This window comes from Actinosynnema sp. ALI-1.44 (genome assembly GCF_001984155.1).
In the GTDB taxonomy this organism is placed as follows: Bacteria; Actinomycetota; Actinomycetes; order Mycobacteriales; family Pseudonocardiaceae; genus Kibdelosporangium.
In genome coordinates, this window is sequence record NZ_MTQO01000043.1 from 32392 (window position 1) to 57325 (window position 24934).

The window sequence follows — 24934 nt, forward strand, 5'->3', positions numbered from 1 at the left end:
CGAAATGCACGAGTCGCAAGGGCGGGAAGGGTCTCATGTGGACTTGACCCGTTCGCCACGCCGCCACCGGGGGCACTTGGGCACCCGGTTCTGTCGGTACTGCGGGGAGCGTCCTCGGCTGCGAGTGCATCTGATCCGGGGCTTGACTTCAAGTTCACTTCAAGGTGCACGGTCAGGGCATGGAAACCAGACTCGCCGGGCTGTTCCGGCGGATGACAGGCGACGAGAAACACGAGTGGGCGGCGGCCTCCACACTCGATGTGCTGTGGGTGCTCTACGACCGGGTCCTCGACGTGTCGCCCGAACGGCCGGACGACCCGGACCGCGACCGGTTTCTGCTGTCCAAAGGGCACGGTCCGATGGCCTTCTACGCCGTGCTCGCCGCCAAGGGGTTCATCGACGCCGACGTGCTGGACCGGTGGACCGAGTTCGGCTCGCCGCTCGGGCAGCACCCCGACCGGACGCTGGTCCCCGGTGCCGAGATCGGCAGCGGCTCGCTCGGGCACGGCATGGCGCTCGGCGTCGGCACGGCGTTCGGCCTTCGCGCGCAAGGGAGAACCGCACGCGTGGTGGTCCTCGTCGGCGACGGGGAACTGGACGAGGGCAGCAACCACGAGGCGATCGCGGTGGCCGGTCGGCACAACCTCGACCGGCTGACCGTGGTCGTGATCGACAACCGCTCGTCGAGCCACGGGTGGCCCGGTGGGATCGCCGACCGGTTCGCCGTCGAGGGCTGGCGCGCGGTCACCGTCGACGGGCGTGATCACGAAGCCCTGTACGAGGCACTGACCATCGAACCGGACGGGCGGCCGACGGTCGTCGTCGCGGAAGTGGGGAGCGGGGAATGAAACAGGGGGACACAGGTCAGGACGCGGCGATGCGCGTCGTGTTCGTGCAGGCGCTCAACAAGGCGTTGGCGCAGGATGCCAGGCTGGCGGTGGTCACGGCCGACATCTCGGCGGCCGCGTTCGACGAGTCGCGTGAGCGGTTCCCCGACCGCGTGGTGAACGTCGGCATCCGGGAGCAGGCGATGATCGGGGTCGCAGGCGGGCTGGCGTTGACGGGGATGCGGCCGGTGGTGCACAGCTACGCGCCGTTCCTCGTCGAACGGCCGTACGAGCAGATCAAGCTCGACCTCGGCCATCAGGATGTCGGCGCGGTCCTTGTGAGCATCGGCGGCTCGTACGACGACCCGGCGTGGGGAAGGACCCACCAGTCACCGGCCGACGTCACCTTGATCGACTCGCTGCCGGGCTGGACCGTGCACGTCCCCGGGCATCCGGCTGAGGTGGAACCGCTGCTGGAACAAGCACTCTCCGGCGACGGCCTTGTCTACCTGCGACTGTCCACACGGGTCAACCGGACTCCGTTCGGTCCGTCGGACGGGTTCACGGTCGTGCGGAGCGGCTCCCGGGGAGTCGTCCTCGCTGTCGGGCCGATCCTCGACCAGGTGCTGGCCGCGGTGTCCGGAGTGGACGTCACAGTGCTGTACGCGAGCACGATCCGTCCGTTCGACCACGCGGGGCTGCTCGCCGCGGCCCGGTCGGCCGTGCCGAACATCGTGCTCGTCGAGCCATACCTGCGCGGCACGTCGGCGCATGAGGTCTCGCTCGCGCTCGCCGACGTGCCGCATCGGCTGTTGGCGTTGGGTGTGGACCGTGACGAGGAGAAACGCGCGTACGGGACCGCGCCGGATCACGACCGGTTGCACGGGCTCGACCCAGCGGGCATAGCCCGTGCGGTCAACGCGTTCCTGGGTTGACGTGCGTGCCCGTTCGCAGGGTCTGCACGGGGGAGCGCCCGTAGGTCCTGCGGTACAGGCCCGCGAACCGGCCGAGGTGGGTGAATCCCCACCGGCCCGCGACGTCGGCGACGGTGCCTTTGGCGCGTCCGGCGGCGATCGCGAGCAGGTCGTGGTGCGCGCGCCTGAGCCGTACCCGTTGCAGGTATTCAAGTGGGCTCATACCCAGGCAGGTGCGGAACAGGCGTTGCAGCGAGCGGACGCTCGTGCGGGCCGCGGCCGCGATGTCCGCGATGGTCACCGGGTCAGTCGCGTGGTCGGCGCAGTAGGCGACCGCTTGGCGAACCGGCTCGGGGAGCACCTCCGGTTGCGCGGCGAGGCTGCCGGGGTCGCTGTCGAGCAGTCCGTGGATGAGGACCTGTTCGAAGTGCGCGGCGGCCAGCGGTGATCGCTGGAACAGGCTGGCCGCCGCGTCGTCGCCGAGCGCGAGCGCGGCGGTCAGCCAGGTCCTGTCGATGACGGGCGCGGGTGCCGGGCCGACCCGTCTGCCGACGGCTTCGGTCACGGCGGCCCGGCTGACCCGCAGCGCCATGGTCCGGTCCTGCGGATCCACCTGGATGGCGAACCGGGCACCTGGGCTCGTCTCGCCGGTCACGGTGACGTGCACGTCGAAGTCGTCCTGCCGTTCCCCAGTCATGCGCGCCCCCCGAGACAGCCGGAACAGTCGGGACTGAATCATCCCATCGTGGGTTGACACCTGTTTCTCGTCGCTCTCCGCGCTGATAGTGGCCAATCGCGTTTTCACGTCGGCAACAGTTCGGTTTCAGCAGCGGGGTGCGACCGGGTGGGTGGGCGGTGCCGCACCCACCCGGCTCCGGGTCCCGATGGCCCTCAACAGGCGGTTTTCAGCCAGCTGCACTCCACCCGGTCGACCGGGCCCGGGGTGGGCGGCAGGCCGGTGATCCGGCTGCTCGTCTCGTCGGCCCGGTACTCGGCGAGCCGGACGGCGACGGCGTCCTCGACCCGGCGTGCGGAGGTGAGGAGGTTGTTGCTGATCATCGAGAAGGCCAGCTGCTGGCCGTCCGCGGACGTCACGTACCCGGACAACGCGCTGACGCCGGTCAGGCTGCCGGTCTTGGCGTGCACGTTCCCGGCCGCGGCCGTGCCCGCCATCCGGCTGCGCAGCGTCCCGCCGACCATCCGGTCGGCCACCCCGGCGATCGGCAGCGAGTCGTACCAGGCCGTGAACCACGGCTTCGCGCGGACGGCCCGCAGCAACGCGGCCACCTGCTCGGGGGAGATCTGGTTCATCCGGGACAGGCCCGAACCGTCGGCGAGGTACGTCTTGCCCGCGGGGACGCCGAGGCCGGTCAGGCGCTGGCCGACGGCGGCAAGACCCGCGTCCCACGTTCCGGTCCCGGACACCGCGCGGCCGATGCTCTTCACCAGTATCTCGGCGTGCATGTTGTTGCTCAGCTTCATGAACGGCACGAGCAACTGCGACAACGGCATCGACGTGCGTTCGGTGACGAGCTGCGCCCCAACCGGTGTCTCCACGCGGGTCTTCGTCGTGTCGGTGACCCTGACGCCGTGCCTCGCGAGCGCGTCGCGGAACAGGGCCGCCGACAGCCCGGCCGGGTCCTTGACCGTGGTGAACAGGGTGCTGGTCTGCGTGCCGTACGGGATGATCCCGTGCGCCCTGATCACGTTCGTGCCGTGCTTGCGCTCGACGTCGATGGTGTTCTTCGTTCCGGGCGCGCCGGTGATGGTCGCGTTCTCGACGGTCACGTGGTTGGTTGGTGGCTCGGTCGTCACGCCCGCCCATTTACCCGGGGCGCCGGGCCGTACCTTGACGAGGATCGTCCCGGCGTCGTAGTCGGTGTCCGGTGCCACGGTGAGCGCTGACGTCTCCGCGTTGTAGTAGTAGGGTTCGTCGTCCCACGCCCAGCCTGTGCCGTAGGGGACCGCGTCGAACCACGTGTCGTCGGCGAACAGCTTGCCGCGCACGATCTTCAGGCCGGTGGCCGCGACCTTGGCGGCCAGTGCGTCGTAGTCGGCCGGGAGCAGGGTCGGGTCGCCCGTGCCGCGCAGGTACAGGTCGCCGTCCAGCACGGGGCCTCGTCGCTTGCCCTGGGTGAGCACCGACGTGGTGAAGCGGTGGTCCGCGCCGAGGATCTCCATGGCCGCGGCCGAGGTGAGCAGCTTGAGGTTCGACGCGGGCTGCCTGCGCGCGCCCGCGTCCTTGCTGTACAGGACTTCGCCTGTGTCCGCCTTGCTGACCACCAGTCCGACGTGTGCGCCCCCGAGACCGGGGTCGTTGACCAACGCGGTCAGGTCGGCGGTGAGTCTGTTGTCCGCCTGGGCGGATCCCGATGCCGGTAGACCGGCGAGCAGTGCGGCGGCCATGGCCACTCCGCAGCCCGCGAGCACTCGGTTGCGCGTCATCGCCACTCCCCGTGGAAGCAGGTGCCGGGTCGGTGGAAGCCTAGCGGTCAACCAGGTCGTCGCCGCGAATTCCCTGCCTCGTGGCCTCGCGTTCTTGACGACGAAGTAGGACGCCAGGTCAGCAGGGTGACCTTGCGGTCGGCGGGTTGACGTGTGTCCCGGTTCGTGGTTAACCTCCAACTGTTAGGAAAGTTCCTTTACTAATTCAGTGACGTCCCGGCCACCACATCCGTCACCGCCGCCGCTTGCGCCGGTTCTCGTCGACACCTGCCAGTCGAGGAGTGCTTTGTGAACCGACCTGTCCTACCCCGGGCGATCGCACTGGGTGCGGCGCTCGTGCTGTTGCTGCAGCCTGTCGTCGCCGCGAACGCGGCGGAAAACCTGCTGTCGCACAACAAGCCGACCACCACTTCATCGGTCGAGAACGCCAGTTTCGCCGGCAACTACGCAGTGGACGGTGACGCCACCACCCGCTGGGCCAGCGAGGAGGGCAGCGATCCGCAGTGGATCGCGGTGGACCTTGGTGGTGCCGCCACCGTCACCAAGGTGAACTTGGTGTGGGAAGCGGCTTACGCGACCGAGTACAAGATCCAGACGTCCACCGACGGGGCCGCCTGGAAGGACGCGAAGTCCGTCAAGGGTGCCGACGGCGGCTCCGACGAGGTCACCGGGCTGAGCGCGAGTGGGCGTTATGTCCGTGTGTACGGCACCAAACGCGCCACCGCCTACGGCTATTCACTGTTCGAGTTCGAGGTGTACGGCACGAGGTCCGGCGGCGGCGACGTCGACCCGCCCTCCACGCCGGGCAACCTCCGCGCCACCTCGTCCACAGCGGATTCCGTCAGCCTCGCCTGGGATCCTGCCAGCGACAACGTGGCTGTAACCGGTTACGAGATCCTGCGCAACGGCAACGTGGTCGGCACGTCGGCGACCACCACCTTCACCGACACGAGCCTCGCGTCCGGGACCAGCTTCACCTACACCGTCCGGGCACGCGACGCGGCGGGCAACCTGTCCGCGGCGAGCGCACCGGTGCAGGGCACCACCCAGCCGGGCAGTTCGACCGGCACCGTGCTGGTGATCGCGGGTGACATCGCCAAGCCGGAGATCCCGTCCGAGCACACCAAGACCGCGAAACTCGTCGAGGGCATCAAACCCAGCTATGTCCTGACCGTCGGCGACAACCAGTACGACAAGGGCACCCTGTCCGAGTACAAGGCGTACTACGACAAGACGTGGGGCAAGTTCAAGAGCATCACCAAGCCGACGCCCGGCAACCACGAGTGGGACGACAACCTCAAGGGCTACAAGTCGTACTTCGGCAGTATCGCCACCCCGCAGGGCAAGCCGTACTACAGCTACGACATCGGTGACTTCCACTTCGTGGCGCTGGACTCCGACCCGGTGGCCAACAGCTCGAGCTCGACGACCGAGCAGGTCAACTGGCTGCGCAACGACCTGACGGCCAACAAGAAAGCCTGTGTGGTCGGCTACTGGCACCACCCGAGGTGGAACTCCGGCCAGTACGGCGACGACAAGACCATCGCCCCGCTGTGGAACGAGTTCGTCAAGGCCCGTGCCGACATCGTCTTCAACGGGCACGACCACCACTACGAGCGGATGAAGCCGTTGAACTCGAGCGGCAAGGTCGACGAGGCCAACGGGGTGCGCGAGGCGATCGTCGGGATCGGCGGCGACAGCCTCTACACGCAGATCGACAACCGTGAAGGCGTGGAGAAGTCCTTCGCCAAGCACGGCGTGATGAAGTTCGTCATCAACGGCAAGTCCTACTCCTGGGAGATCATCGGCACGGACGGCAAGATCCTCGACAAGGCCGGCCCGTACACCTGCCGCTAGCCGCGTCCAGCCAGAAGGGAACAGGCGTGTACATCGCCACTGCCAGGCAATCGGGGCCCCGGCAGGCCGGTTCCAGCGGCAGGATCGTCTCGGCCAACGTGATCGCGCTCGGCGCGGTCAGCCTGGTCACCGACATCTCCTCGGAGATGGTCACCGCGATCCTGCCGCTGTACCTGGTGCTCGGTCTGGGTTTCTCGCCGCTCCAGTTCGGCATCCTCGACGGCCTCTACTCCGGGGTGACCGCGTTCGTCCGGGTCATCGGCGGCAACGTGGCCGACCGGTGGCAGCGCCGCAAGCTCGTCGCCGGGATCGGCTACGGCGTGTCGGCGTTGGCCAAGCTCGGCCTCATCGGTGCGGGTGGCTCGGCGTCCACTTTGGGCGCTGTGCTCGCCGCGGACCGGACGGGCAAGGGGCTGCGGACGGCGCCACGGGACGCGTTGATCTCGTTGAGCAGTGCGCCGGACACCGTCGGCCGCGCGTTCGGCGTGCACCGGGCGATGGACACCGTCGGCGCGCTGCTCGGCCCGCTGGTCGCGTTCGTTCTGCTGTGGACGGTCGCGGGCGGCTACGACGTGGTGTTCGTCGTCAGCTTCTGCTTCGCTGTGCTCGGTGTGCTGTTGCTGGTGCTGTTCGTCAGCGACCACAGTGGACCGGTGAAGCAGGCGAAGGACGGGGTCTCGCTCAAGGCGGCGTTCGGGCTGCTGCGGGACGCCGGCTTCCGGCGAGTGTGCTCGTGGGCCGTGCTGCTGGGCCTCGTCACGGTCGGTGACTCGTTCGTCTACCTGTTGCTGCAAAGCAGGCTGGACATCGAGCCGGCGTACTTCGCGGTCCTCCCGCTCGGCACGGCGGCGGTCTACCTGACGCTCGCGGTGCCCGCCGGGCGGGTGGCGGACAAGGTCGGCAGGTGGAAGATGTTCCTCCTCGGCCATGTTGCCTTGTTCGTCGCGTACATCGCCCTGCTCGGTGCTGTCGACGGTGTGCTCATGTTGTGCCTGGTTCTGCTGGCACACGGTGCTTTCTACGCGCTCACCGACGGGGTGCTGATGGCCGCGGCGACACCGCTGCTGCCGGAGAAGCTGCGCACGAGCGGCATGGCGCTGCTGCAGACCGGGCAGGCGGTGGCGAAGATGATCTCCGCGGTCTTCTTCGGCATGGCGTGGACGGTCTGGGGCATGCAGACCGCCGTGATCGTCTCGACCGTGGCGTTCGGGCTCGTCGTCGCGGTGGCGTGGGTGCGGAGGGCGCAACGGTGAAGACCAAACTGTCGATCACGGCGATCGCTGTCGTGCTGCTCGCCGCCGTCGCCTTCGTGTACATCAAGCAGGCCAAGGCGAACGATCCACGCGACATGCCCGCGGACGTCTCGGTCGCGGTCGAGCCGGGGCCGGTCACGCTGACCGACCCCGGCCGGTTGGTGTTCCGCAACGAGGCACCAGGCCCTGACCACGGCAAGGTCGCCTCGGTGTCGCTGGCCGATCCGCAAGGACCTCGCCGGGTCGGCCAACTGCGGTGCGACCGGTTCTACACCGCGGCCGGTCGCGGGCTGTGCCTGGCCGACGCGCCCGGACCGCTGCCCAGCGCGACGGTCGCGTTCACCGACGCGGGCCTCGTCAGCCAGAAGAGCGTGGACATCGCCGGGATCCCCAACCGCGCCAAGCTGTCCGCGGACGGGACGGTGGCGTCGTGGACCACGTTCGTGACCGGCGACTCCTACGCGCGCACCGGTACGTTCTCCACCCGTACGGGGATCATGACCGCCGACGAGGTGGACACCAACATCGAGGACATGCCGTTGCGGGTCGGCGGGCGCCAGCACCGGGCCGACGACGTCAACTTCTGGGGCGTCACGGTCGCCGCGGACGACCGCACGTTCTACGCGACGGTGGCCACCGGCGGCCAGACCCACCTGGTCAAGGCCGACCAGCAGGCGTGGCAGGCCGAAACACTCAGGGAGAACGTGGAATGCCCGTCGCTGTCGCCCGACGGCACCCGGATCGCGTTCAAGAAACGCGTCGCGCAGGACGGCGCGCGGCCGTGGCGGGAACACGTCCTCGACCTGCGAACCATGGTCGAAACACCGTTGGCGGAGACGCGCAGTGTGGACGATCAGGTGGTGTGGCTGGACGACCGGACGATCGCGTACACCCTGCCCGGGCCGGAGATCTGGGCGGTCCCGGCGGACGGGTCAGGTGCCGCGCGGCTGCTGGTCCGGCACGCTTCCTCACCGTCGGCCGGTTACGCGAGCGGGCCCAGCAGCCAACTGCCCACCCCGTCCGGGTCTTCGTCGAAGTAGAAGTCGTGGATCGCCGACAGGAGGTCTCCGGTCGTGATGTACCCGTCCTCGTCGGTGTCCAGTCTGCGGTGGATCTCGCGGGCGTCCGTCTCGGACAGGTTCATCAACGCACCGGTCCACCGGATGTGTTCGCTGATGGACAGCTTCCCGTCGTCGTCGGTGTCGCAGACGGACATCAGCGCTTCGAGGAACGGCCGGTAGCCCGCTTCGAACGACTCCTCGGTGACAAGGAGGCCTTCGGCGAAGGCCTTCTTGTACTCGTCGACGCTGATCGAGCCGTCGTTGCTCACGTTCGCGGCGGCGGCGAGGTGTTCCCACAGGCCAAGGCTGCACTCGACCAGGCGGGTGCGAGCCGGTGACCCGGCCGGGTGCCGGAACTCGTCGGCCACGGCGGCCGCGGCCCGCATGAAGTCGGACCGGTCGATGCCACCGTCACCGTCGTAGTCGAAGGTGTGGAACCGACGCGCCAACTTGCGGTCGAGGAATTCGGAGAACGCCACGCCTGAGGATGGTGCCCTGACCGCACGGCCGCGACAAGCCCCGCTATGGATCCGTTGCACAACCGGTGATCAGTGTCGCCGTTACCGATTACACGACGCTGCTGGTGGCTTGTCGCACGTGACGCCCAGGACCGCTGGATGTGTTGCGCATCAAGCAACACCTGCTGGTCTGCCCCTGCTCCGCGCGCGGTGCTGGTGAGTGCTGCGGGCCGTGTCGACGTCAGCGGTTCCCGTGCCGGGCAACCCGCTGCTCTCCGGCGACCGTGGAGTCACGGTCACGGCCTCAGCGTTGCTGTGTTCCGATGTGGACAGACCAGGGTCTTCGGGCCGGGCGCGATGCTGCCTTCGTCTAGTGTGGACACTCTGTACGCGCTGCGGGAGAGCGAGCGAGGGACGGCACATGTCAGGATGGTGACGGGTCCGGCCGGACACGGCCGGGAGTGCACCCGAACTCCTTGGCGAACGCGGCGACGAACGCCGACGGGCTGTCGTAGCCCACCTGGTGGGCCACCTGGCCGACCGGGTGCAACTGCAGCAACGCCTTCGCGGCGCGCAGCCGGGTGACCGTGCGCCAGCGGCTGTAGGACATCCCGAACTCGCGCTCGAAGTCGCGCTGCACCGTCTTCACGCTCGTGTGCAGGCGACTGGCCCACTCGTCCAACTGGGTGCGGTCGGCGGGGTCGCGGGTGAGTACGCGCGCGATCGTCATCGCGAACCCCGATCCCGCCGCGTGGTGGCCGACGAACGCGGACGTCGACACCCCCAGCCCGGCCATGATCCGTTCACGAGCGGCCAGCGCTTGGGTGAGCGGCACGCCGTCCCGGCCCAGCGATTCCATCAGCCGGATCGCCTCGGGGGAGACTGAGACCCCGCCTGCGCGGACGTCGCGCAACGCGGGCGGCACCTCCCGCAGGCACACCCGGTACACCGTCTGCGCGCCCGCCGCCGTCACCTCGTGGGTCACGGCACGCCGTGCCCAGAAGCCCTCACGGCCGGTGACGAACCCGCCTACCGTGGCCAGCACGCCGTCCGGTGTCCAGTACAGCTGGTGCAGGAAGTCCTCCCTGCTCTCGCCGAAGTCGACGCGGCCGTCGCAGCGGTAGACCAGCACGAGGATCCCGTCGTGTGTGCCGAGGCCGTAGCCGTACTCCTCGCACACAACGGGGTCCGATCCGATATGACCTCCCGAAAGCATCAGGTGACCTCTCAGCGACATCCAACCGTGCTTAGTAAGGCTAACCTAAGTCGTCGTCCGCCCCTGCAGACCCCCTATGACCTGGAGGAACAGGTTTTCATGACGGTCAGCCGTCCACAGCGCCTCATCGCCGCACTGGCCGTCGCGCTCACCATGGCGTCGGGATGCGCCGCCGAGACGAACGCGTCCGGTCAGGGCTCCGCACCCACCCGTGTGGTCAAAGCCGACAACGGCGACATCACCATCCCGGCGGACCCCAAGCGCGTGATCGCGACCGGATACGCGGTGCCCGTGCTGATCGAGAGCGATGCCGCGCTCGTCGGCATCTCCACGTGGAAACGCGGCCTCGAGATGATGACCCCCGAGCACCGCGCCAAGTACGACAAGGTCCCGAAGGTCGCCGGTGAGCTCGCCGCGGAGACCAACTACGAGGCGATCGCCGCGGCCAAGCCCGACCTGATCGTGATCGGCGTGCCCAAGCCGGTGCTCGCCGACATCGACCTCAACCGGCTCAAGTCCGTCGCACCGGTCGTCGCGATCGGGCCGAACGTTCCGTACCAGTGGCGGGAACTGTCCCGGCGTCAGGCCGACGCCGCGGGCCGGGCAGGCAACTTCGACGCGGCCAAGGCGGCGTACGACAAGAAGGCGGGCGAGCTGAAGGCCAAGTACGCGGGCGTCTTGAAAGGACTGAAGTTCGGCCACGTCGGTGGCTACGGCGACGTGTCGGCGGGCAACTTCCAGCGCGAGTTCGCCGGGTCGTGGGGCACGAACGTGGGCGCCGACATCGGCATGGAGTACTACGGCGAGGTCAAGAAGAAGGGCCCGGGTTCGCAGAGCGTCTCCGAGACGCCGTCGATCGAGGAACTGCCCCAGAGCTTCGGCCAGGCCGACGCGGTCACGTACACGCTCGAGCCGAACGGCCAGGTCGGCGCGTCCGTGAAGTACGTGCTGGACTCCCCGCTGTGGAAGGACCTCCCCGCGGTCAAGGCGGGCAGGACGTTCGCGGTGCGCTACACCCAGGCGTCCACCTATCCGTCCGCGATGTTCACCCTGGACTCGCTCGACAAGGCGCTTGCGCCGATGCTGACCCGATGACCAGGACGATCCACCCCGACTTCGCCGACCGGGTCGCCGCGCACCAGCGCACCGGCCGCGGCGCGCTCCGGATCCCGTACCCGATCGGGGTCTGCACGGTCCCGGTCGTGGCCCGTACGGACCTCACGCCGTTCATGGTGCGGCTGGAGCTCAACGGCCCCGACCTGGCCAGGTTCCACTCCTACCAGGCGGACGACCACGTCAAGATCGTCTTCCCGGACGAGGACGGCACCTGGCGCCGCCCGGTCCGCAACGGCAACCAGATGCTCGACTGGCCGCACCCGATGCCGCTCACCCGCGACTACACCGTCCGCCGGTACACCGGCGAGACGCTGGTGCTCGACATCGTCCTGCACGAAGGCGGGATCGCCGCGGAATGGGCGCGGACCGCGCAGGTCGGCGAAGAGGTCACCGTCGCGGGGCCGCCCGGCGGCAAGGCGTTCCCGTACACGCACGACCACTACGTCCTCGCCGTGGACTCCACCGGCCTGCCCGCGGCGGCGCGGTGGCTCGAGGAGGCCCCGGCCGGTCCAGGCGTCCACCTCGTGGTCGAAGTGGACGACCCGGTCGAGCACGACTACCCGTTGCCGTCGCGTGACGGCGTGGAGATCGTCCGCCTGGTCAGGGACGGGACCGGATCGGCGCTCGCCGCCACGGTGTCCGGACTGGCCGTACCGGACGACACGTTCCTGTTCGCGGCCGGTGAGGCGGGCGACATCAAGCCGCTGCGCACGTGGCCGAAGGACATGGCCTCGATCACCGGCTACTGGAAACGCGGAGTTGCCGGGCTTGAACGCGAGTAGGACAGCGGTTCTCGCCGGTTGCGCAGTCGTCCTGGGCGCCGTCGCTGTGGTGAGTATGGGGGTCGGCGCCCAGGCATTGGCCCCTGCCCAGGTGTGGCAGGCGTTGGTGTCGCCGGGGATGAGCGACGCCGACACGATCGTGCGGGACATCCGGCTCCCGCGCATGGTCCTCGCGCTCGCGGTCGGCGCCGCTCTCGCCGCCGCGGGCGCGCTCCTGCAGACCGCGACCCGCAACGACCTCGCCGACCCCGGCATCCTCGGCGTGACGGCGGGCGCGGGGTTCGCGATCACCCTCGGCACCGTGCTCGGGCTGACCGGTACGCAGTACGGCCAGCTGGTCGTCGCGGTCGTCGGTGCGGGGATCGCCGCCGTGGTCGTCTACTCGGTCGGCCGCTCGTCCCCGCTGCGGCTGCTGCTTGCCGGGTTCGCGCTGAGCATGGTGCTCGCCGGGCTGTCGCTCGGGCTGCGGCTGATCGTGCCCGACGCGTTCGACCGGTTCCGGTTCTGGTCGGTGGGTTCGCTCGCCGGGCGTGAGCAGATCCCGTTGACCGTGCCGATCGTGGTCATCGTGATCGCGCTGGTCGGCTCGCTCATGGTGGCGCGGCAGCTGGAGGCGTTGCTGCTCGGCGAGGAAGTCGCGCAGTCGCTCGGGGTGAACGTGACCCGGACCCGGTTCGCCGTGCTCGTGCTGGTGACGCTGCTGGCCGGTGCGGCGACCGCGGTGGCGGGACCGATGGTGTTCGTCGGGCTGATCGTGCCGCACCTGGTGCGCCCGCTGGCCCGCAACTCGGTGCCGTGGCTGGTGGCGTTCACGATCGTGCTCGGTCCGGTGCTGATGCTCATCGCGGACATCGCCTCCCGGATACTGCTCAGGACCGGTGAGGTCCCGGCGTCGATCGTGCTCGCGGTCCTCGGCGGGCCCGTGCTGATCTGGGTGGTCCGCGACCGCAGGACGGCGCCGCTGTGATCGTGCTCCGAAGTGGACCGGTCTCGGTCCGGTTCGAACAGCGGACCGTCCGCATGACAGTCGTGCTGGTCGTGCTCGCGGCCGCGCTTGCGGTGCTCGGGCTGTGCCAGGGCGCGGTGTGGGTGACGCCAGGCGAGGTGCTCGCGGCGCTGGCCGGGCAAGGCGACTCGTCGGTCATCGTGGTGCAGTGGCGTCTGCCCAGAGTCGTCGGCGCACTCGTGTTCGGCGCCGCGCTCGCGCTGGCCGGGGCCGTGATCCAGGACCAGACCCGCAACCCGCTCGGCAGCCCCGACATGCTCGGCATCGACGCGGGCGCGTACACCGGTGCACTGCTGGTGATCACCGGGTTCGGATCCGCGGCGGCCGCGATGCCCGGACTGCTCAGCGTGGCCGCGATGGCGGGCGGCCTGCTGACCGCGCTGCTGGTCTACGGCCTGTCGCTGCGGTCGCGCAACCGCGGCAAGCTGATCGTCGTCGGGATCGCGGTGAACGCGACGCTCACCGCGATCAACGCGTGGATCGTGCTGCGCGCGGAACTCGAGGTGGCCATCGCCGCGACCGGCTGGAGCGCGGGCTCGCTCAACGGCCTCGGCTGGGACGACCTGGGCATCCCGTTGGTCGTGCTCGGCGTGCTCGCAGGCACGTTGGTGGTGCTGTCGCGGTCGATGAACCAGGCCACCATCGGCGACGAGGTCGCCGTCGCCACGGGCGTCCGGCTTGGCCCGTTGCGACTGGTCACGGTGCTCGCGGCGGTCGGCTGCACGACCACGGTCACCGCTGTCACCGGCCCGATCGCGTTCATCGCACTCGCCGCGCCGCAGATCGGCAAACGCTTGTTCGGCACGTCCGGTGTCGGGTTGCTGCCCGCCGCGCTGACCGGCGGTGTCCTGCTGTTGACCGCGGATGTCACATCGCAGCTGGTGCTCGCGCCGATCGGGTTGCCGGTCGGTGTGATGACCACCGCGATCGGCGGCACCTACCTGCTCTGGTTGTTGATCGTGCAGGTTCGCCGCCGGACCCACTAGCGTTGGGGTGCGACGACGAGAAGGGGAAGCGGCGGATGCCCGAGCAGACCCACAACGAAGCCGTTCGTGCCCAGTTCCGGATCCAGGCGCAGTCCTTCGGCACGTCGGGTTTCGCCGTGGCGGGCCTGGACTGGATCGTCGCGGCACTGGAGCCGTCGTCCAAGGACAACGTGCTCGACGTCGCCGCGGGCGCGGCACACGTCGGCCGCGCGCTGGCGCCGCACGTCACGCACGTCAGCGCGTTGGACCTCACGCCGGAGATGCTGCACCAGGGGCAACGCCTGGCCACCGAGGCCGGGCTGCGCAACATCACGTTCCAACAGGGCGACGCGGTGGCGTTGCCGTGGCTCGACGGCCAGTTCGACCTGACCGTGTGCCGGTTGACGCTGCACCAGGTCGCCGATCCCGCGGCGGTGGTGCGCGAGATGGTCCGGGTCACCCGCAGGGGAGGCCGGATCGGCGTGGTCGACCTGACGGCCTCCGACGACCCGGTGACCACGGCGGAAGCCGACCGGATCGAACGCCTCCGCGACCCCAGCCACGGCACGACGCTGACCGCGCACCAGATCCACGACCTGCTGACGGCCGCGGGCGCGCCGGTGGTGTCGGTGGAACGGCACGACCAGCCCGTCGACGTCGAGGACTGGATGGCACGCACCGGGACGAAACCGTTGATCCGCGACGTCATCCGGGAACGGTTCGCGCACGAACTGAGCGGCGGGCAGCCGACCGGTTTGCGCCCGTACCTCGACAGCGAGGGGACGCTCTGGCTCACGCACACGTGGTCGATGACCATCGCCCGCAAACCGTGAAGCTCATTGTTTCCCACGGCTGACTGCCCGAATCAGCGCCGTGGTGGCGAGCAGGCTCGTGGTGGTGGCCACGGCCGTGCCGCCGAATCGGAAAACCGCCAACACGGCTGCCGCCACAACTCCCAAGGCGACCACCAGTATCACGGTGTGCCAAGTCCTGCGCGTGTCCGCGAGGACGTATCGCAGCAGTTCGCAGAACGATCTGGTCGACGGTCTTGACATTGTGCTACTTCCCTCTGCGCCGGTCGTGTCCCTTGACCTGGCCAGAACACCTGTGTAGTGCTGAGTGCAGCCACGGTGCACGGGCACTCACGGTTCGATCCCACACGCTCACGGATGGGCAAGGGGGCGCAATGGCCGACGATCTTGGATCGCAGCCGGACGAAGGAGAAAGCACAGGTGCCTTCTCCCGTGCGTTCAGCGACATCCGGCAGCGGCGGGGTCTTTCCAGGAACGCGCTGGCCAAACTGATGAACTACAGCAGATCGTACGTGTCGAAAGTCGAGTCAGGAGCCGAGCGCCCGTCGCGGAATTTCCTGAGCAGCGCCGAACGCGCGATGAATGACAACGGCACTCTCCGCCGCGCGTACGCCGAGTCCTTCGAAAACAGGACGGACGACCTGCACCTGCGTGAGGCGGCGGAAATGGTGACCGACGACGGCACCATCCAAGTTCTGCGGGAAGAGTCGGCGCTGCGCTACGACAACCGCGTCTATCGGCTCAACCAGCGGAGACTGTTGCTCAACAACGGTACACGCCCGATCGATCGCTACCTGATCCGAATCGCCGTCGGGAAGTTCCCCGACGATCCGAAGTTGTGCGACCTGTTGTACAGCCAGAATCCCGTGACCTGGGACGAACTCGATCTCCGGGCGTGGCGGGGCACCGAGCGCACCAAACCGATGCGGTGGGCGGTGCACCACGACAAGCCGGACTTCAAGGAGGTGTGGCTCAGGTTCGGCGGGGACAACGGGCACTTCCCGCTGTACCCGGGAGAATCGGGCTGGATCGAGTACGAGTACACGGTCGACGAACAGCACTGGGGAGACTGGTACCAGCGCACGATCCGGCTGCCCACGCGGCACCTTTCGATCCGGCTGGACTTTCCTGCGGCATTCGACATGACCGCGTGGGGTTTGTACACGTCGATGTGGAACGACGCCATGCCCTTCGCGACGCCCATCCAGAGTTTCACCGAGAACGGTCGTCAGATATTCCTGTGGGCCACCGACAACCCGCCGGTCGGCTCCCGCTACCGGGTCGAGTGGAAAGTCGTCTACTCGCCGCACCCCGTCGACGAACCCGGGCAGTCCGCGCGGCCGAGCCAGAACATGAAAGCACTGGGAATCAGGCAACGCGACGACGACATCCTGCGGCGCCGGGCCCGTGAGTTCGAGTTGCCGCTGGAGCGCAACGACGCGGAGCGGACGATATCGGAGCTGCGGTCGGCGCTGAACCGGGTGGCGCTCGCGCACGTTTTCGCCAAGGGGTCGAGCATCTCGGCCCAGCAGATCGGGATCGACCGGGCCGCGGCGATCGTGCGGTCGGTGGAGGGCGAGATGATCGAACTGCTGAATCCTCGGATCATCCGCTTCAGCGACCAGATCGACGAGCAGTACGAGGGCTGCCTGAGCTTCTTCGACGTCCGCGGCGTCGTACCGCGCGCCCTGCACGTCGAGGTCGTCCACACGAACCTCGACGGGTCCCACCGGATCACCGTTTTCGAACGGGCCGTCGCCAGGCTGGTGGCGCACGAGGTCGATCACCTCAACGGTCTGCTCTACACCGACCGCATGGTCGAAGGCGCGCACCTCATCCCGGTCGAGCAGTACGACGGCGTCGGCAAGAAGTGGGAGATCTGACAGGCGGTGTCCTGTCCTCGTGCGACCAGTTCGGTCAGTGGTGGTGTCCATACATTCAGAGAGAGGAAGTTCAGCAGCGAAGGAGACACCATGCCACCGGCCGGGACGCTTCCACTTCACGGCCATGGCGGGCCTGGAAACCGCGCTGGGAGAACTCAGGGGGCGGTGAACGTGGGAAGCGTCCCGTAGGAGGCCTTGCGGGACGCTCGTCGCAGCGTGGCCAGCACAGCGGGGCCGATCACCAGGATCGCGACGGTGTTGGTGATCGCCCGGCCGGTGTCCCAGCCCGCCGTCGACGTCAACAGGGTGAACACCGCGAAGCGGTGCAGGTTCTCCCAGACCGAGTCGCCGGGGACGTAGGAGATGTGGCCGTCGTGGTACGGCACCTCCGCGGTGGTGATGAACGGCCAGAACCACAGGTTCATCAGGAACCCGAACACGTACGCCACGACGATCCCGTAGCCGACGAGCATGGCGATCTCCGCCTTGCCGGTCACCCTGCGCGGCAACAGCCCCGCGCCCATCCCGATCCACGCCGAGCACAGCATCTGGAACGGCAGCCACGGGCCGACGCCCGCCGTCAGCAGCGCGGAAGCGAACAGCGAAGTGCACCCGAGGACGAACCCGAATCCCGCGCCGAACGCCCGTCCGGCGAGCACGAGCATGAAGAACACCGTTTCGATGCCCGCCGTGCCCGCGCCGAGTGGCCGCAGTGCCGCGTTCACCGCGGACAGCACACCGAGCATCGCCAGGGCTTTCGAGTCCATGCCGCCCTCGGACAGTTCGGCGAGCACGATCACGATCAGGATCGGCAGGATGCCGATGAAGATGAACGGTGCGTCCGGCCCGTGCTGCATGCTCTGCGGCTCCACCCGCACCAGCAGCGGCCAGACGAACATCATCAGCCCGGCCAGCGAAGCCAGGCCCAGCACGATCGCCGAGCGCGGTCCGAGGCGGACAGCCTGGTCCGCGCGCCCCCAGGTCTTCTTCACGACACTCCTTGGCGGATAGCGGTTTCCACGTCCGCCACGGTCAGCCAGTCCGGGCCGAGGACCTTGGTCACCTGGGGCGCGAAGGCGGGGGACGAGCCGAGCACCTCCACCGCCGGGCCGTCCGAGACGATCTCGCCTTCGGCCATCACGATCACGCGATCAGCCACCGTGGCAACGAATTCGACGTCGTGGGTGGCGACGACGACCGCCCGTCCCTCCTCGGCGAGACCCGCGATCATCCGGCCCAGCGCGGTCTTCGCCGTGTAGTCCAGGCCGCGGGTCGGTTCGTCGAGCAGCATGATCCGTGGCGCCGCGGACAGTTGCACCGCCAGGACCAGGGCGAGGCGTTGCCCTTCCGACAGGTCCCGTGGGTGTTTCTCCGCGTCGACACCGGGAGCGAGCCGGTCGAGCAACGCGCGGCAGTGCCCGGGTTCGGCGTCGGACTCGATGTCGGCTGCCGCGCACTCGGCCGCGACCGTTTCCAGGTAGAGCAGGTCACTCGCGGTCTGCGGGACGAGGCCGACGAGTTTGCGCGCCTTGGCGCTGGACAACTCGTGTGGATCGGCGCCGTCGACCCGCACCGTGCCTGCCTGCCGCGGTCCTGATCCCTGCAACGCCCACAACAGCGAGGACTTCCCCGACCCGTTGCGACCCATGATCGCCATCACCTTGCCGCCGTGCAGATCCAGGTCGACGCCGCGGACGGCGACCGTCGGGCCGTAGCGCACGACCACGCCCGAACTCGTCAGCACGGGTGGTCCGGCCACCGGTTCCGTCCGCTGTGGACTTGCGGCCAGCCTCGGCCGCAGCGCTCCGGCGCGGCGGCGGGCGTCGCGCACCGACATCGGCAGCGGCTGCCAGCCCGCCAGTCGCCCGAGCTGGACGATCGGCGGCGCGATCGGGGTCAGCTCCAGCACCTCGGCCGGGGTGCCGTCGATGACCGACCCGTCGCCGGGGACGTAGATCATCCGGTCGGCGAACGGGATCACCCGTTCCATCCGGTGCTCGGCCATGACCACCGTCGTGCCGAGGTCCTGCACCAGCCGCGCCAGCGTGGCCAGCACGTCCTCCGCCGCCGTCGGGTCCAATGCCGACGTCGGCTCGTCCAGGACGAGGATTCTGGGGTGCGTGGTGAGCACCGAGCCGATCGCCACCCGTTGCTGCTGGCCGCCGGACAACGCGCGCAACGCGCGTCGGCGCAGGTCCGCGATGCCCAGCAGGTCAAGGGTTTCCTCCACCCGGCGGCGCATCACCTGTGGCGCGAGGCCGAGCTGCTCCATGCCGTACGCGAGTTCTTCCTCGACCGTGTCGGTCACGAAACCGGCGAGCGGATCCTGCCCGACCATGCCGACCAGGTGCGCGAACTCCCTCGGGGGCCGGGAACTCGTCGCGACACCGTCCACTGTGACCGAACCGGCCAGGTGCCCGCCGGTGAAGTGCGGGACGAGACCGTTGATCGTGCCGAGCAACGTGGACTTGCCCGCGCCCGTGCGCCCGGCGAGCAGCACGAGCTCGCCCTCACCGATGGACAGGGTGATGTCCTCGAGCACCGGGTCGGTCTGGCCGTGGTACCAGAACCCGACGTGGTCCAGTTCGATCATGCCGCCACTCGCTCCGGTTCTGTGCTCTGGGTTTCCTGTTCCGCGAACGGCGGCAGGGGAGGTGGCGTCAGGAACGACGGGAGCACGCCGAACAGCACACCGGCCAACGGCACCCACGACAACAACGGCCACGACAGGTCGATCAGCGACGGGTTCAGGTTCGTCGGGTCCACACTGGACGACGCGAACAGCACGACGGCGACCGCGATCCCGCTCAGGGCGACGACGACCTCGGCCAGCCGCCAGCGGTCCGGCCGGTAACGGGTGCGCTTGACCCGTTTGCCCGCCAGCCGGAACCCGACCAGCGCGATCGCCACACCGGTGAACAACACCGGCCCGGCGAGGAACCGCGGCGTGGAACCGTCCAGAGTGGCGTACACGCCGACACACACCCCGAGCAGCCCGACGATCATCAACGTTCCGGTGAACAGCCTGGCCCTGGCCTCGACCCTGCCGGCCCGGCCGTAACCCCGGGAATCCATCGACGCGGCCAGCCGGAGCGACCGGTCCAGCGCGTCCTCCAGCACCGGGATGATGATCGCGTGCAGCGCGCGGAAGCGTTTGCCGCTCGCGCCGCCGCGCAGTTTGCGGGCCTGCCGCACCCGCAACACGCTTTCGGCCAGCTGCGGGAAAACCGACAACGCCACGATCACAGCCGTCCCGACCTCGTACAGCGCCGGTGGCATGGCCTTGAGCAGCCGCTTCGGGTTGGCCAACGCGTTCGCCGCGCCGAGGCAGATGACCATGGTGGCCAGCCGGAGGCCGTCGTACAGGCCACCGAGCAACGACTCCGCCGACACGTCACCGAACAGCCGGATGCCCGCCGCCCACGCGGGCAGCGGGATCTCCGGCAGGCTCAGCACGATCGTCGACCCCTCCGCGCCGCCGAACACGATCCGGAAGAACACCCGGACGGCGATGATGACCAGGCCGAGGTAGAGGTAGATCCGGAACGCCAGCGCCCACGGCGCGTCCGTCCGGCGTGAGACGACCACATAGCAGGCCACCGCGACGATCGTCAGCAGCAGCCACGGGTTGGTCGTCCGGCTCGCGGCCACCGCGAGGCCGAGCGCCCAAACCCACCACGCCGCCGGATGCAGGTCACGAGGCAGGAGGTACGTGGCGAACACACCACGCATCTACGCCTCCCGTGCGCGTTTCCGGCGCCGTGCGGTCAACCACGCCGCTGCCGCGAGGATCACGACCGCTCCCGCGGCCACCCACGGCGCCCAGTCGCTGGCACCGGACTGGTCCTTGAGCACCTCGTTGACGTCGGGGGCGTTCTCGCCGCCGGTGAACGCGACGTTGCGGGACGGGTCGTCGGCGACGGAACTGGGCCGTGGCTTGGGCGGCGGCAACGCGCTGCCCGGCGGTGCGCCCGGACCGCCTGTGCCCGAAGTACCTGGTGTGCCGTTCGGAGCTGAGCCCTGACCACCGGCGTCACCGCCTGTCGAACCGCTTGTCGAACCGCCCGTGCCACCACCTTGGCCGCCGCCGGTACCGCCTGGGGAACCGCCGCCCTGGCCACCGGCGGGGTTCTGCCCGCCCTGGCCCGGGTTCTGGCCGCCTTGGCCCTGGTCGGGTGCTTTGGCGTTCGGGTCGTTGCTGGACGGCTTGGGCTCCTCCTTCGCCGTACACGCCTCGTTGGCGGTCCCTGGCCGGACCGCGGCGATCCGCGGTTTCGGGTTGGTGTCGGCCGTCGCGTTCAGCGAGAACGACCAGCCTTCGAAACCGCCCTGGATGAAGTCGCGGTTCTTCACGCCCCACTGGCTGTAGCGCCACGCGCAGTTGTTCCCCGCGTGCCAGTACGACCAGTACGCCGCCGCGGGCGGTGTGTTGACACACGCCTCGCGGTAGGGGCCTTGGCCGTTGATCGGAATCTGCTCCGCGGCGGACGGCCGGTTCTCGACCCGGCAGATGAACGCCTCGCCCCACCGGGCGACACCCGCGATCTGGAAACCGGCGCCCTTCAACGCGTCGAGTCCGGTTCCCTGGGCGCCCTGGGGATTGCACCGCACGATGGTCGTGCCGCCGAGCTGCTGGAAGTCGACGACCACCGTGACGCCGGTCCCGGACGTGCAGTAGCCCGGGTACCCCTTGCTCTGGTCGACCGCGCTGGCCGTGAACGGAATCGGCGCGAAGGCGGCCACCAGAGCGGTGACCGCCACCGCACGCGTCAGTTTCCTCATTGGACAGTCAACGCCGCTGTCGAGTACACCGTCCCACCCGTCCCGGTTGCTTTGATGGTGTACGTGTAAGTGCCGACCGCGGTCGGGGTGATCGGCTGCGTCCCGCCAGGGGCCGTGAGCGAACCGGACCACGAGCCGCCGCCGGAAGCGGGCGACACCGCGTGCGCTGTCACCGTTGTCGCATTGGTCGACGACCACGTCAGGTTCGTGCTCTGGCCGAGCGTGATCTTGCGGTCCAGGTCGTCGACCGAGAGGCTCACGGTCGGGTTGTTCGGGCCGACCGCCGGGTTGGTCGGCGTCACGCCGGGCGGCGGGTTGGTCGTCGCGGTCTTGTTCAGCGAGAACGACCAGCCTTCGAAGCCTCCGGGGACCACGTTGCGGTTCAACGCTCCGAAGCTGCTGTAGGTCCATGTGCTGCCCGAGCCGTCCGCGTGCCAATAACCCCAGTACGCGTCCGCGGGCGGGGTGTTCAGACACCCCTCCTTGTACGTCGGGTTGGACGTACGCGGGATGGTCTCGGTCGACGACGGCCGGTTCTCCAGGCGGCACACGAAGCCCAGGCCCCAGCGGACGGTGCCCTGGACGGCGATCCCGGCGTCCTGCAGCGCCTTGATGCCGGTCCGGTCCGTGCCGGGGTTGGCGTTGGGCGAGCAGCGGGTGATGGTCGGCGCGGCCACACCGCCGTTGCCGTCCAGCTCCTGGAAGTCGACGACGACCGTGACACCGGTCAACGCGTCCGCTCCGGTGCAGATCCCGGCGTAGCCCTTGGCCGGGTCGACGGCACTCGCCGGGGTGGCCGCCGCCACAGCGGTTCCCGCCAGCAAGGCCAGGCCTGACAGCAGGGTCAGTGTCCTTCTCATCAGCTACGCGTCCCCTCGATCGGTGTTTTTCGGTTGATGTAGCGGTATGTGCCGTAACCGGCGGCGGCCAGCAACAGGATCCCCAGGCCGATCAGGCCGCCGATGGTCCAGTCGGGCAGCTTCCTGTGCGTGGCCGCGACGTTGGTCGCGGGTTTGACCTCGCCGATGGGCAGCCGGGCAGCGGGGGTGACGGGCGAGTCCGTCGCGTTCATCCACGACTTGCCCGCGACACCCTGCGCACTGGCCACACTGGCGACCAGGTCGCTCTGCTCCGCGCCGAGCCTCGGCAGGCCGCCGTCGGAGAGCAGTTTGGCCCGCAGCGCCTCGGCGGTGTCCCGCACGTCAAGGCCGACGGCATCCCGCGCGCCCGTGACGGCGGAGGTGACCGCGATGTCCTCGGACGTGCCTGCCAGCGCATCGACCGCCTTGACCAGCGCGTTGGCCCGATCCGACGACCAGTCACGCGGCGCGCCCTCGCTCGGCGCGTCACCGCGCTTGCGGCCGTTGAGGGCCTCGACCGCAGCGGCGGTCGCGACCAGGTCACCGGTGTCGCACTGCTCGGTCTTCAAGCTGGCTGGGAACGTGCCGTCGGTGCACTGGCGCTTGATCAGCAGTGTCAGCCCCGCCGAGGACTGTTCGTCGTCGGCCGCGGTCGCCAGAACGGCCCACGCGTGCCTGCGCACGGAGTTGTCCGAGTCGGCGAACTCACCCCGATCGGCGAACTTGCCGTCCTCGGTTCGGGTGCTCGCCAGGTCGGTCCGCAACTGGTCCACGGTCGCGTCGAGGTCGCTCGCCGAATCGTCACCGCGCCGCACGAAGCCCGCGACGACGCGGAGTTTCGCCAGCGGCTCGGCGTAGACGGCCGAGTCCTTCTCGTAGGCGGAGCCGTGGGCGTATGCCCTGACGGAATCCTGGCGCAGCAGGAACTTCGACACCCGCTCGGCCACCTCAGGCTGTTCGCCCAGCACGCGCAGGGCGAGGACGAGGTCGGCGGTGGCGTCGTAGTCCACGAACGTCTCGTTGTTCTCGGTGACTTCGACGTGGTCCCCGTTGACAAGTCGTTGGCTCAGGTATTCGCCGAGCCGTCCTGCCGGTGACGTTGCGGGGCCGGGTTGCTGTGGGCTCGCCACCGGAGGCGGTGTCACCACAGTGGGGGTCGTGCTCGACGCGGTGCCCCTCGACGACAGGGCGGCGCGCCGGGGTTTCGGCTTCGGAATCGGCTTGGCGGTCTTCGGCTTGGCCTGCTGTGTCGCCGCAGGTGGGGGAGTCGCGGCAGGGGTGGGTGGCTGCTGAGTCGTCGTGCCGTCCACGGCCGGTCGTGACACGGAGGTCGTGGTGGTGGCGGCGCTGCTCGACGTCGTCGACGAGGTGGTCGTCGAGCTCGTGGTTGTCGGGCCACCTGTTGTTGTTGTTGTTGTTGTTGTGGGCGGCTCGGGGATCTTGCGTTTGGTCAGGTCGTGGAAGCCGACTCCGGACAGCGCCAGCGAGGCCTGTGCACCGGCCCGGACCCACTTGTCCAGCGCGCCGCGGCCCTCGGCCTTGGCTTTCTCGTACTGTTCCGGCGTGTAGTGGATCGCGCCGATCTCCGCGCCGATCGCCGTGTTCGCGTCGGCCGGTTTCACCTGAGCCGACTTGATGAACGCCACGCCCTTGGCGACCTCGGTCTCCGCACCGCCCACGTCGGTGAGAGCCTGCACGATCAGCCCTGTGCTGTTGGTGTTCGCGTCCTCGGTTCCGACGCCGCCACCCCAGCCGCCATCGGGCTTCTGGTTGGCCTTCAGCCAGCCGACTGCTCTGGCGATCGGCTCGTCCAATCCCGCTGCGCCTGCCTTGCGCGCGGCCAGCAGTGCCGACAGGCCCATCCCGGTCGAGTCCCCGTCCGTCGGCGACAGGCCGGAAGGCTTGCCCTCGTCGCACGTGGAGACCTTGTGCTTGGCGGAGTTGACGTGGTCGCCGGTCTCAGTGGTGGGGATGTACTTGTAGAAGATCCGGAAGTACCCCTCCGAGCACTGCTGCGTCAGCAGCCTGCCCAGCGCCAGGTGGTCGACCTCGTCGACACCCGCCAGACCGATGACTCCCAGCGCCTGGCCGAACGTGTTGGCCTCGTTGCTGATGAACTCCGCGAGCGCGGGGTCCTTGGAGTAGTCGCTGACCCGGCCCTTGTCCGGGCCGGACCGCATGATCGCCGCCTTGGTCTCGGCGACGAGGTCGTAACCGTCGAAGTCGCGGGGATTGCGGCCGGAAACCTGGGCCGCGACCAGCGTTTTCGCCACGGCGCCACCGGTGATGACCTTCTCGAACCTCGGGCCGAGTTCCGGATCCTCCGGGTTCTCCATCAGCCCGCGCCAGGTGAAGTAGTCGGTGGCGTACCCGTCGTCGTCCAGGTACTTGACGATCGGTGCCGCGAGGTGGCCGTCGCCGGACGCGTACGTGGCCAGCAGCACGTCGATCATCAGTCCGTGGTCGGGCAGTTTGGCGCCCATCGGGTTGTCCAGCGTGCCGTCCGGCTTGAGCTGCTTGGCCAGCCACAGTGAGTTGGCGTGGGCCGCGGGGTGGTCCCGCTCGGCAGCGGCGGTTCCGACGACGACCCCGGCGAAGGCGACGGACAACAGCGCGGCGATGGCGGCGAACTGGCGGTGACGCGACCGGCGCACTCTCTTCTCCTTCGGTACGGGGAGGAGAGATCGACCTGGCATC

22 protein-coding genes are annotated in these 24934 nt (G+C 69.1%); 11 read left to right on the forward strand and 11 right to left on the reverse strand.

All coding sequences use genetic code 11. The features are described from left to right. Positions 1-179: 179 nt before the first annotated feature. Together ALI144C_RS17380 and ALI144C_RS17385 are read left to right on the forward strand one after the other, a co-directional pair. Positions 180-848, forward strand: coding sequence for a thiamine pyrophosphate-dependent enzyme (locus ALI144C_RS17380; protein WP_076988160.1), 669 nt, complete (start codon positions 180-182; stop codon positions 846-848). After that, positions 845-1762: a transketolase gene (locus tag ALI144C_RS17385; RefSeq protein ID WP_083753114.1), complete on the forward strand. Its 918-nt coding sequence runs from the start codon at positions 845-847 to the stop codon at positions 1760-1762. The genes ALI144C_RS17380 and ALI144C_RS17385 overlap by 4 nt, the downstream gene beginning before the upstream one ends. Here the strand turns inward: ALI144C_RS17385 and ALI144C_RS17390 are convergent. Both ALI144C_RS17390 and dacB read right to left on the reverse strand, forming a co-directional pair. After that, positions 1743-2438, reverse strand: coding sequence for a helix-turn-helix transcriptional regulator (locus tag ALI144C_RS17390; RefSeq protein ID WP_076988161.1), 696 nt, complete (start codon positions 2436-2438; stop codon positions 1743-1745). The genes ALI144C_RS17385 and ALI144C_RS17390 overlap by 20 nt on opposite strands. Positions 2439-2632: 194 nt before the next feature. Next, positions 2633-4186 (reverse strand): D-alanyl-D-alanine carboxypeptidase/D-alanyl-D-alanine endopeptidase, encoded by a 1554-nt coding sequence (gene dacB, locus ALI144C_RS17395; protein WP_076988388.1) that lies wholly within the window; start codon positions 4184-4186, stop codon positions 2633-2635. Positions 4187-4474: 288 nt separating this feature from the next. On the opposite strand from dacB, the gene ALI144C_RS17400 reads away from it, so the two are divergent. From ALI144C_RS17400 to ALI144C_RS17410, 3 genes are read left to right on the forward strand one after another with little or no spacing between them, the layout of a single operon-like run. Then, positions 4475-6043, forward strand: a complete 1569-nt coding sequence (locus ALI144C_RS17400) for a discoidin domain-containing protein (RefSeq protein ID WP_237774189.1) — start codon at positions 4475-4477, stop codon at positions 6041-6043. 26 nt (positions 6044-6069) lie between these two features. Further along, positions 6070-7296 carry an MFS transporter gene (locus ALI144C_RS17405; RefSeq protein ID WP_076988162.1) on the forward strand — a complete coding sequence of 409 codons (1227 nt, stop codon included), beginning with the start codon at positions 6070-6072 and terminating at the stop codon, positions 7294-7296. Next, the gene (locus ALI144C_RS17410; RefSeq protein ID WP_076988390.1) at positions 7293-8336 is read left to right on the forward strand and encodes a hypothetical protein; all 1044 of its coding nucleotides are present in this window, start codon (positions 7293-7295) and stop codon (positions 8334-8336) included. The genes ALI144C_RS17405 and ALI144C_RS17410 overlap by 4 nt, the downstream gene beginning before the upstream one ends. Here ALI144C_RS17410 and ALI144C_RS17415 read toward each other — a convergent pair. Beyond that, positions 8279-8836, reverse strand: coding sequence for an EF-hand domain-containing protein (locus ALI144C_RS17415; RefSeq protein WP_076988163.1), 558 nt, complete (start codon positions 8834-8836; stop codon positions 8279-8281). The two genes, ALI144C_RS17410 and ALI144C_RS17415, sit on opposite strands and share 58 nt — an antisense overlap. 403 nt (positions 8837-9239) lie before the next feature. Next, positions 9240-10031, reverse strand: coding sequence for a helix-turn-helix transcriptional regulator (locus tag ALI144C_RS17420; RefSeq protein ID WP_076988391.1), 792 nt, complete (start codon positions 10029-10031; stop codon positions 9240-9242). Between the two features lie 99 nt (positions 10032-10130). Between ALI144C_RS17420 and ALI144C_RS17425 the strand changes: the two genes are divergently transcribed. From ALI144C_RS17425 to ALI144C_RS17445, 5 genes are read left to right on the forward strand one after another with little or no spacing between them, the layout of a single operon-like run. Next, positions 10131-11126, forward strand: a complete 996-nt coding sequence (locus tag ALI144C_RS17425) for an ABC transporter substrate-binding protein (protein ID WP_083753116.1) — start codon at positions 10131-10133, stop codon at positions 11124-11126. Then, on the forward strand, positions 11123-11929 hold the full coding sequence (locus ALI144C_RS17430; protein WP_076988165.1) for a siderophore-interacting protein: 807 nt from the start codon (positions 11123-11125) through the stop codon (positions 11927-11929). Before ALI144C_RS17425 ends, ALI144C_RS17430 begins: the two co-directional genes overlap by 4 nt. A 55-nt stretch (positions 11930-11984) precedes the next feature. Further along, positions 11985-12896, forward strand: a complete 912-nt coding sequence (locus tag ALI144C_RS17435) for an iron ABC transporter permease (protein WP_143230715.1) — start codon at positions 11985-11987, stop codon at positions 12894-12896. 53 nt (positions 12897-12949) lie between these two features. Then, on the forward strand, positions 12950-13921 hold the full coding sequence (locus ALI144C_RS17440; RefSeq protein ID WP_083753163.1) for a FecCD family ABC transporter permease: 972 nt from the start codon (positions 12950-12952) through the stop codon (positions 13919-13921). A gap of 35 nt (positions 13922-13956) precedes the next feature. After that, on the forward strand, positions 13957-14733 hold the full coding sequence (locus ALI144C_RS17445) for a class I SAM-dependent methyltransferase (RefSeq protein WP_076988167.1): 777 nt from the start codon (positions 13957-13959) through the stop codon (positions 14731-14733). A 3-nt stretch (positions 14734-14736) separates the two neighbouring features. On the opposite strand, the gene ALI144C_RS17450 is transcribed toward ALI144C_RS17445, so the two are convergent. After that, positions 14737-14955 carry a hypothetical protein gene (locus ALI144C_RS17450; RefSeq protein ID WP_076988168.1) on the reverse strand — a complete coding sequence of 73 codons (219 nt, stop codon included), beginning with the start codon at positions 14953-14955 and terminating at the stop codon, positions 14737-14739. A gap of 131 nt (positions 14956-15086) precedes the next feature. Here ALI144C_RS17450 and ALI144C_RS17455 point away from each other — a divergent pair, with 131 nt between their 5' ends. Beyond that, positions 15087-16595, forward strand: a complete 1509-nt coding sequence (locus ALI144C_RS17455) for a peptide deformylase (protein ID WP_076988169.1) — start codon at positions 15087-15089, stop codon at positions 16593-16595. Between the two features lie 155 nt (positions 16596-16750). Here the strand turns inward: ALI144C_RS17455 and ALI144C_RS17460 are convergent, their stop codons facing one another. The 6 genes from ALI144C_RS17460 to ALI144C_RS17485 are packed head-to-tail and all read right to left on the reverse strand — an operon-like array spanning position 16751 to position 24891. After that, positions 16751-17587, reverse strand: coding sequence for an ECF transporter S component (locus ALI144C_RS17460; protein WP_076988170.1), 837 nt, complete (start codon positions 17585-17587; stop codon positions 16751-16753). Then, on the reverse strand, positions 17584-19188 hold the full coding sequence (locus ALI144C_RS17465) for an ABC transporter ATP-binding protein (protein WP_076988171.1): 1605 nt from the start codon (positions 19186-19188) through the stop codon (positions 17584-17586). The genes ALI144C_RS17460 and ALI144C_RS17465 overlap by 4 nt, the downstream gene beginning before the upstream one ends. After that, positions 19185-20327: an energy-coupling factor transporter transmembrane component T gene (locus ALI144C_RS17470; protein ID WP_076988172.1), complete on the reverse strand. Its 1143-nt coding sequence runs from the start codon at positions 20325-20327 to the stop codon at positions 19185-19187. Before ALI144C_RS17470 ends, ALI144C_RS17465 begins: the two co-directional genes overlap by 4 nt. Next, positions 20328-21377: an ABC transporter substrate-binding protein gene (locus ALI144C_RS17475; protein ID WP_076988173.1), complete on the reverse strand. Its 1050-nt coding sequence runs from the start codon at positions 21375-21377 to the stop codon at positions 20328-20330. Further along, a complete protein-coding gene (locus ALI144C_RS17480; RefSeq protein WP_237774190.1) occupies positions 21374-22237 on the reverse strand; it encodes a hypothetical protein in 864 nt (287 codons plus the stop codon). The genes ALI144C_RS17475 and ALI144C_RS17480 overlap by 4 nt, the downstream gene beginning before the upstream one ends. Further along, positions 22237-24891: a hypothetical protein gene (locus tag ALI144C_RS17485; protein WP_076988174.1), complete on the reverse strand. Its 2655-nt coding sequence runs from the start codon at positions 24889-24891 to the stop codon at positions 22237-22239. Before ALI144C_RS17485 ends, ALI144C_RS17480 begins: the two co-directional genes overlap by 1 nt. Positions 24892-24934: the final 43 nt, after the last annotated feature.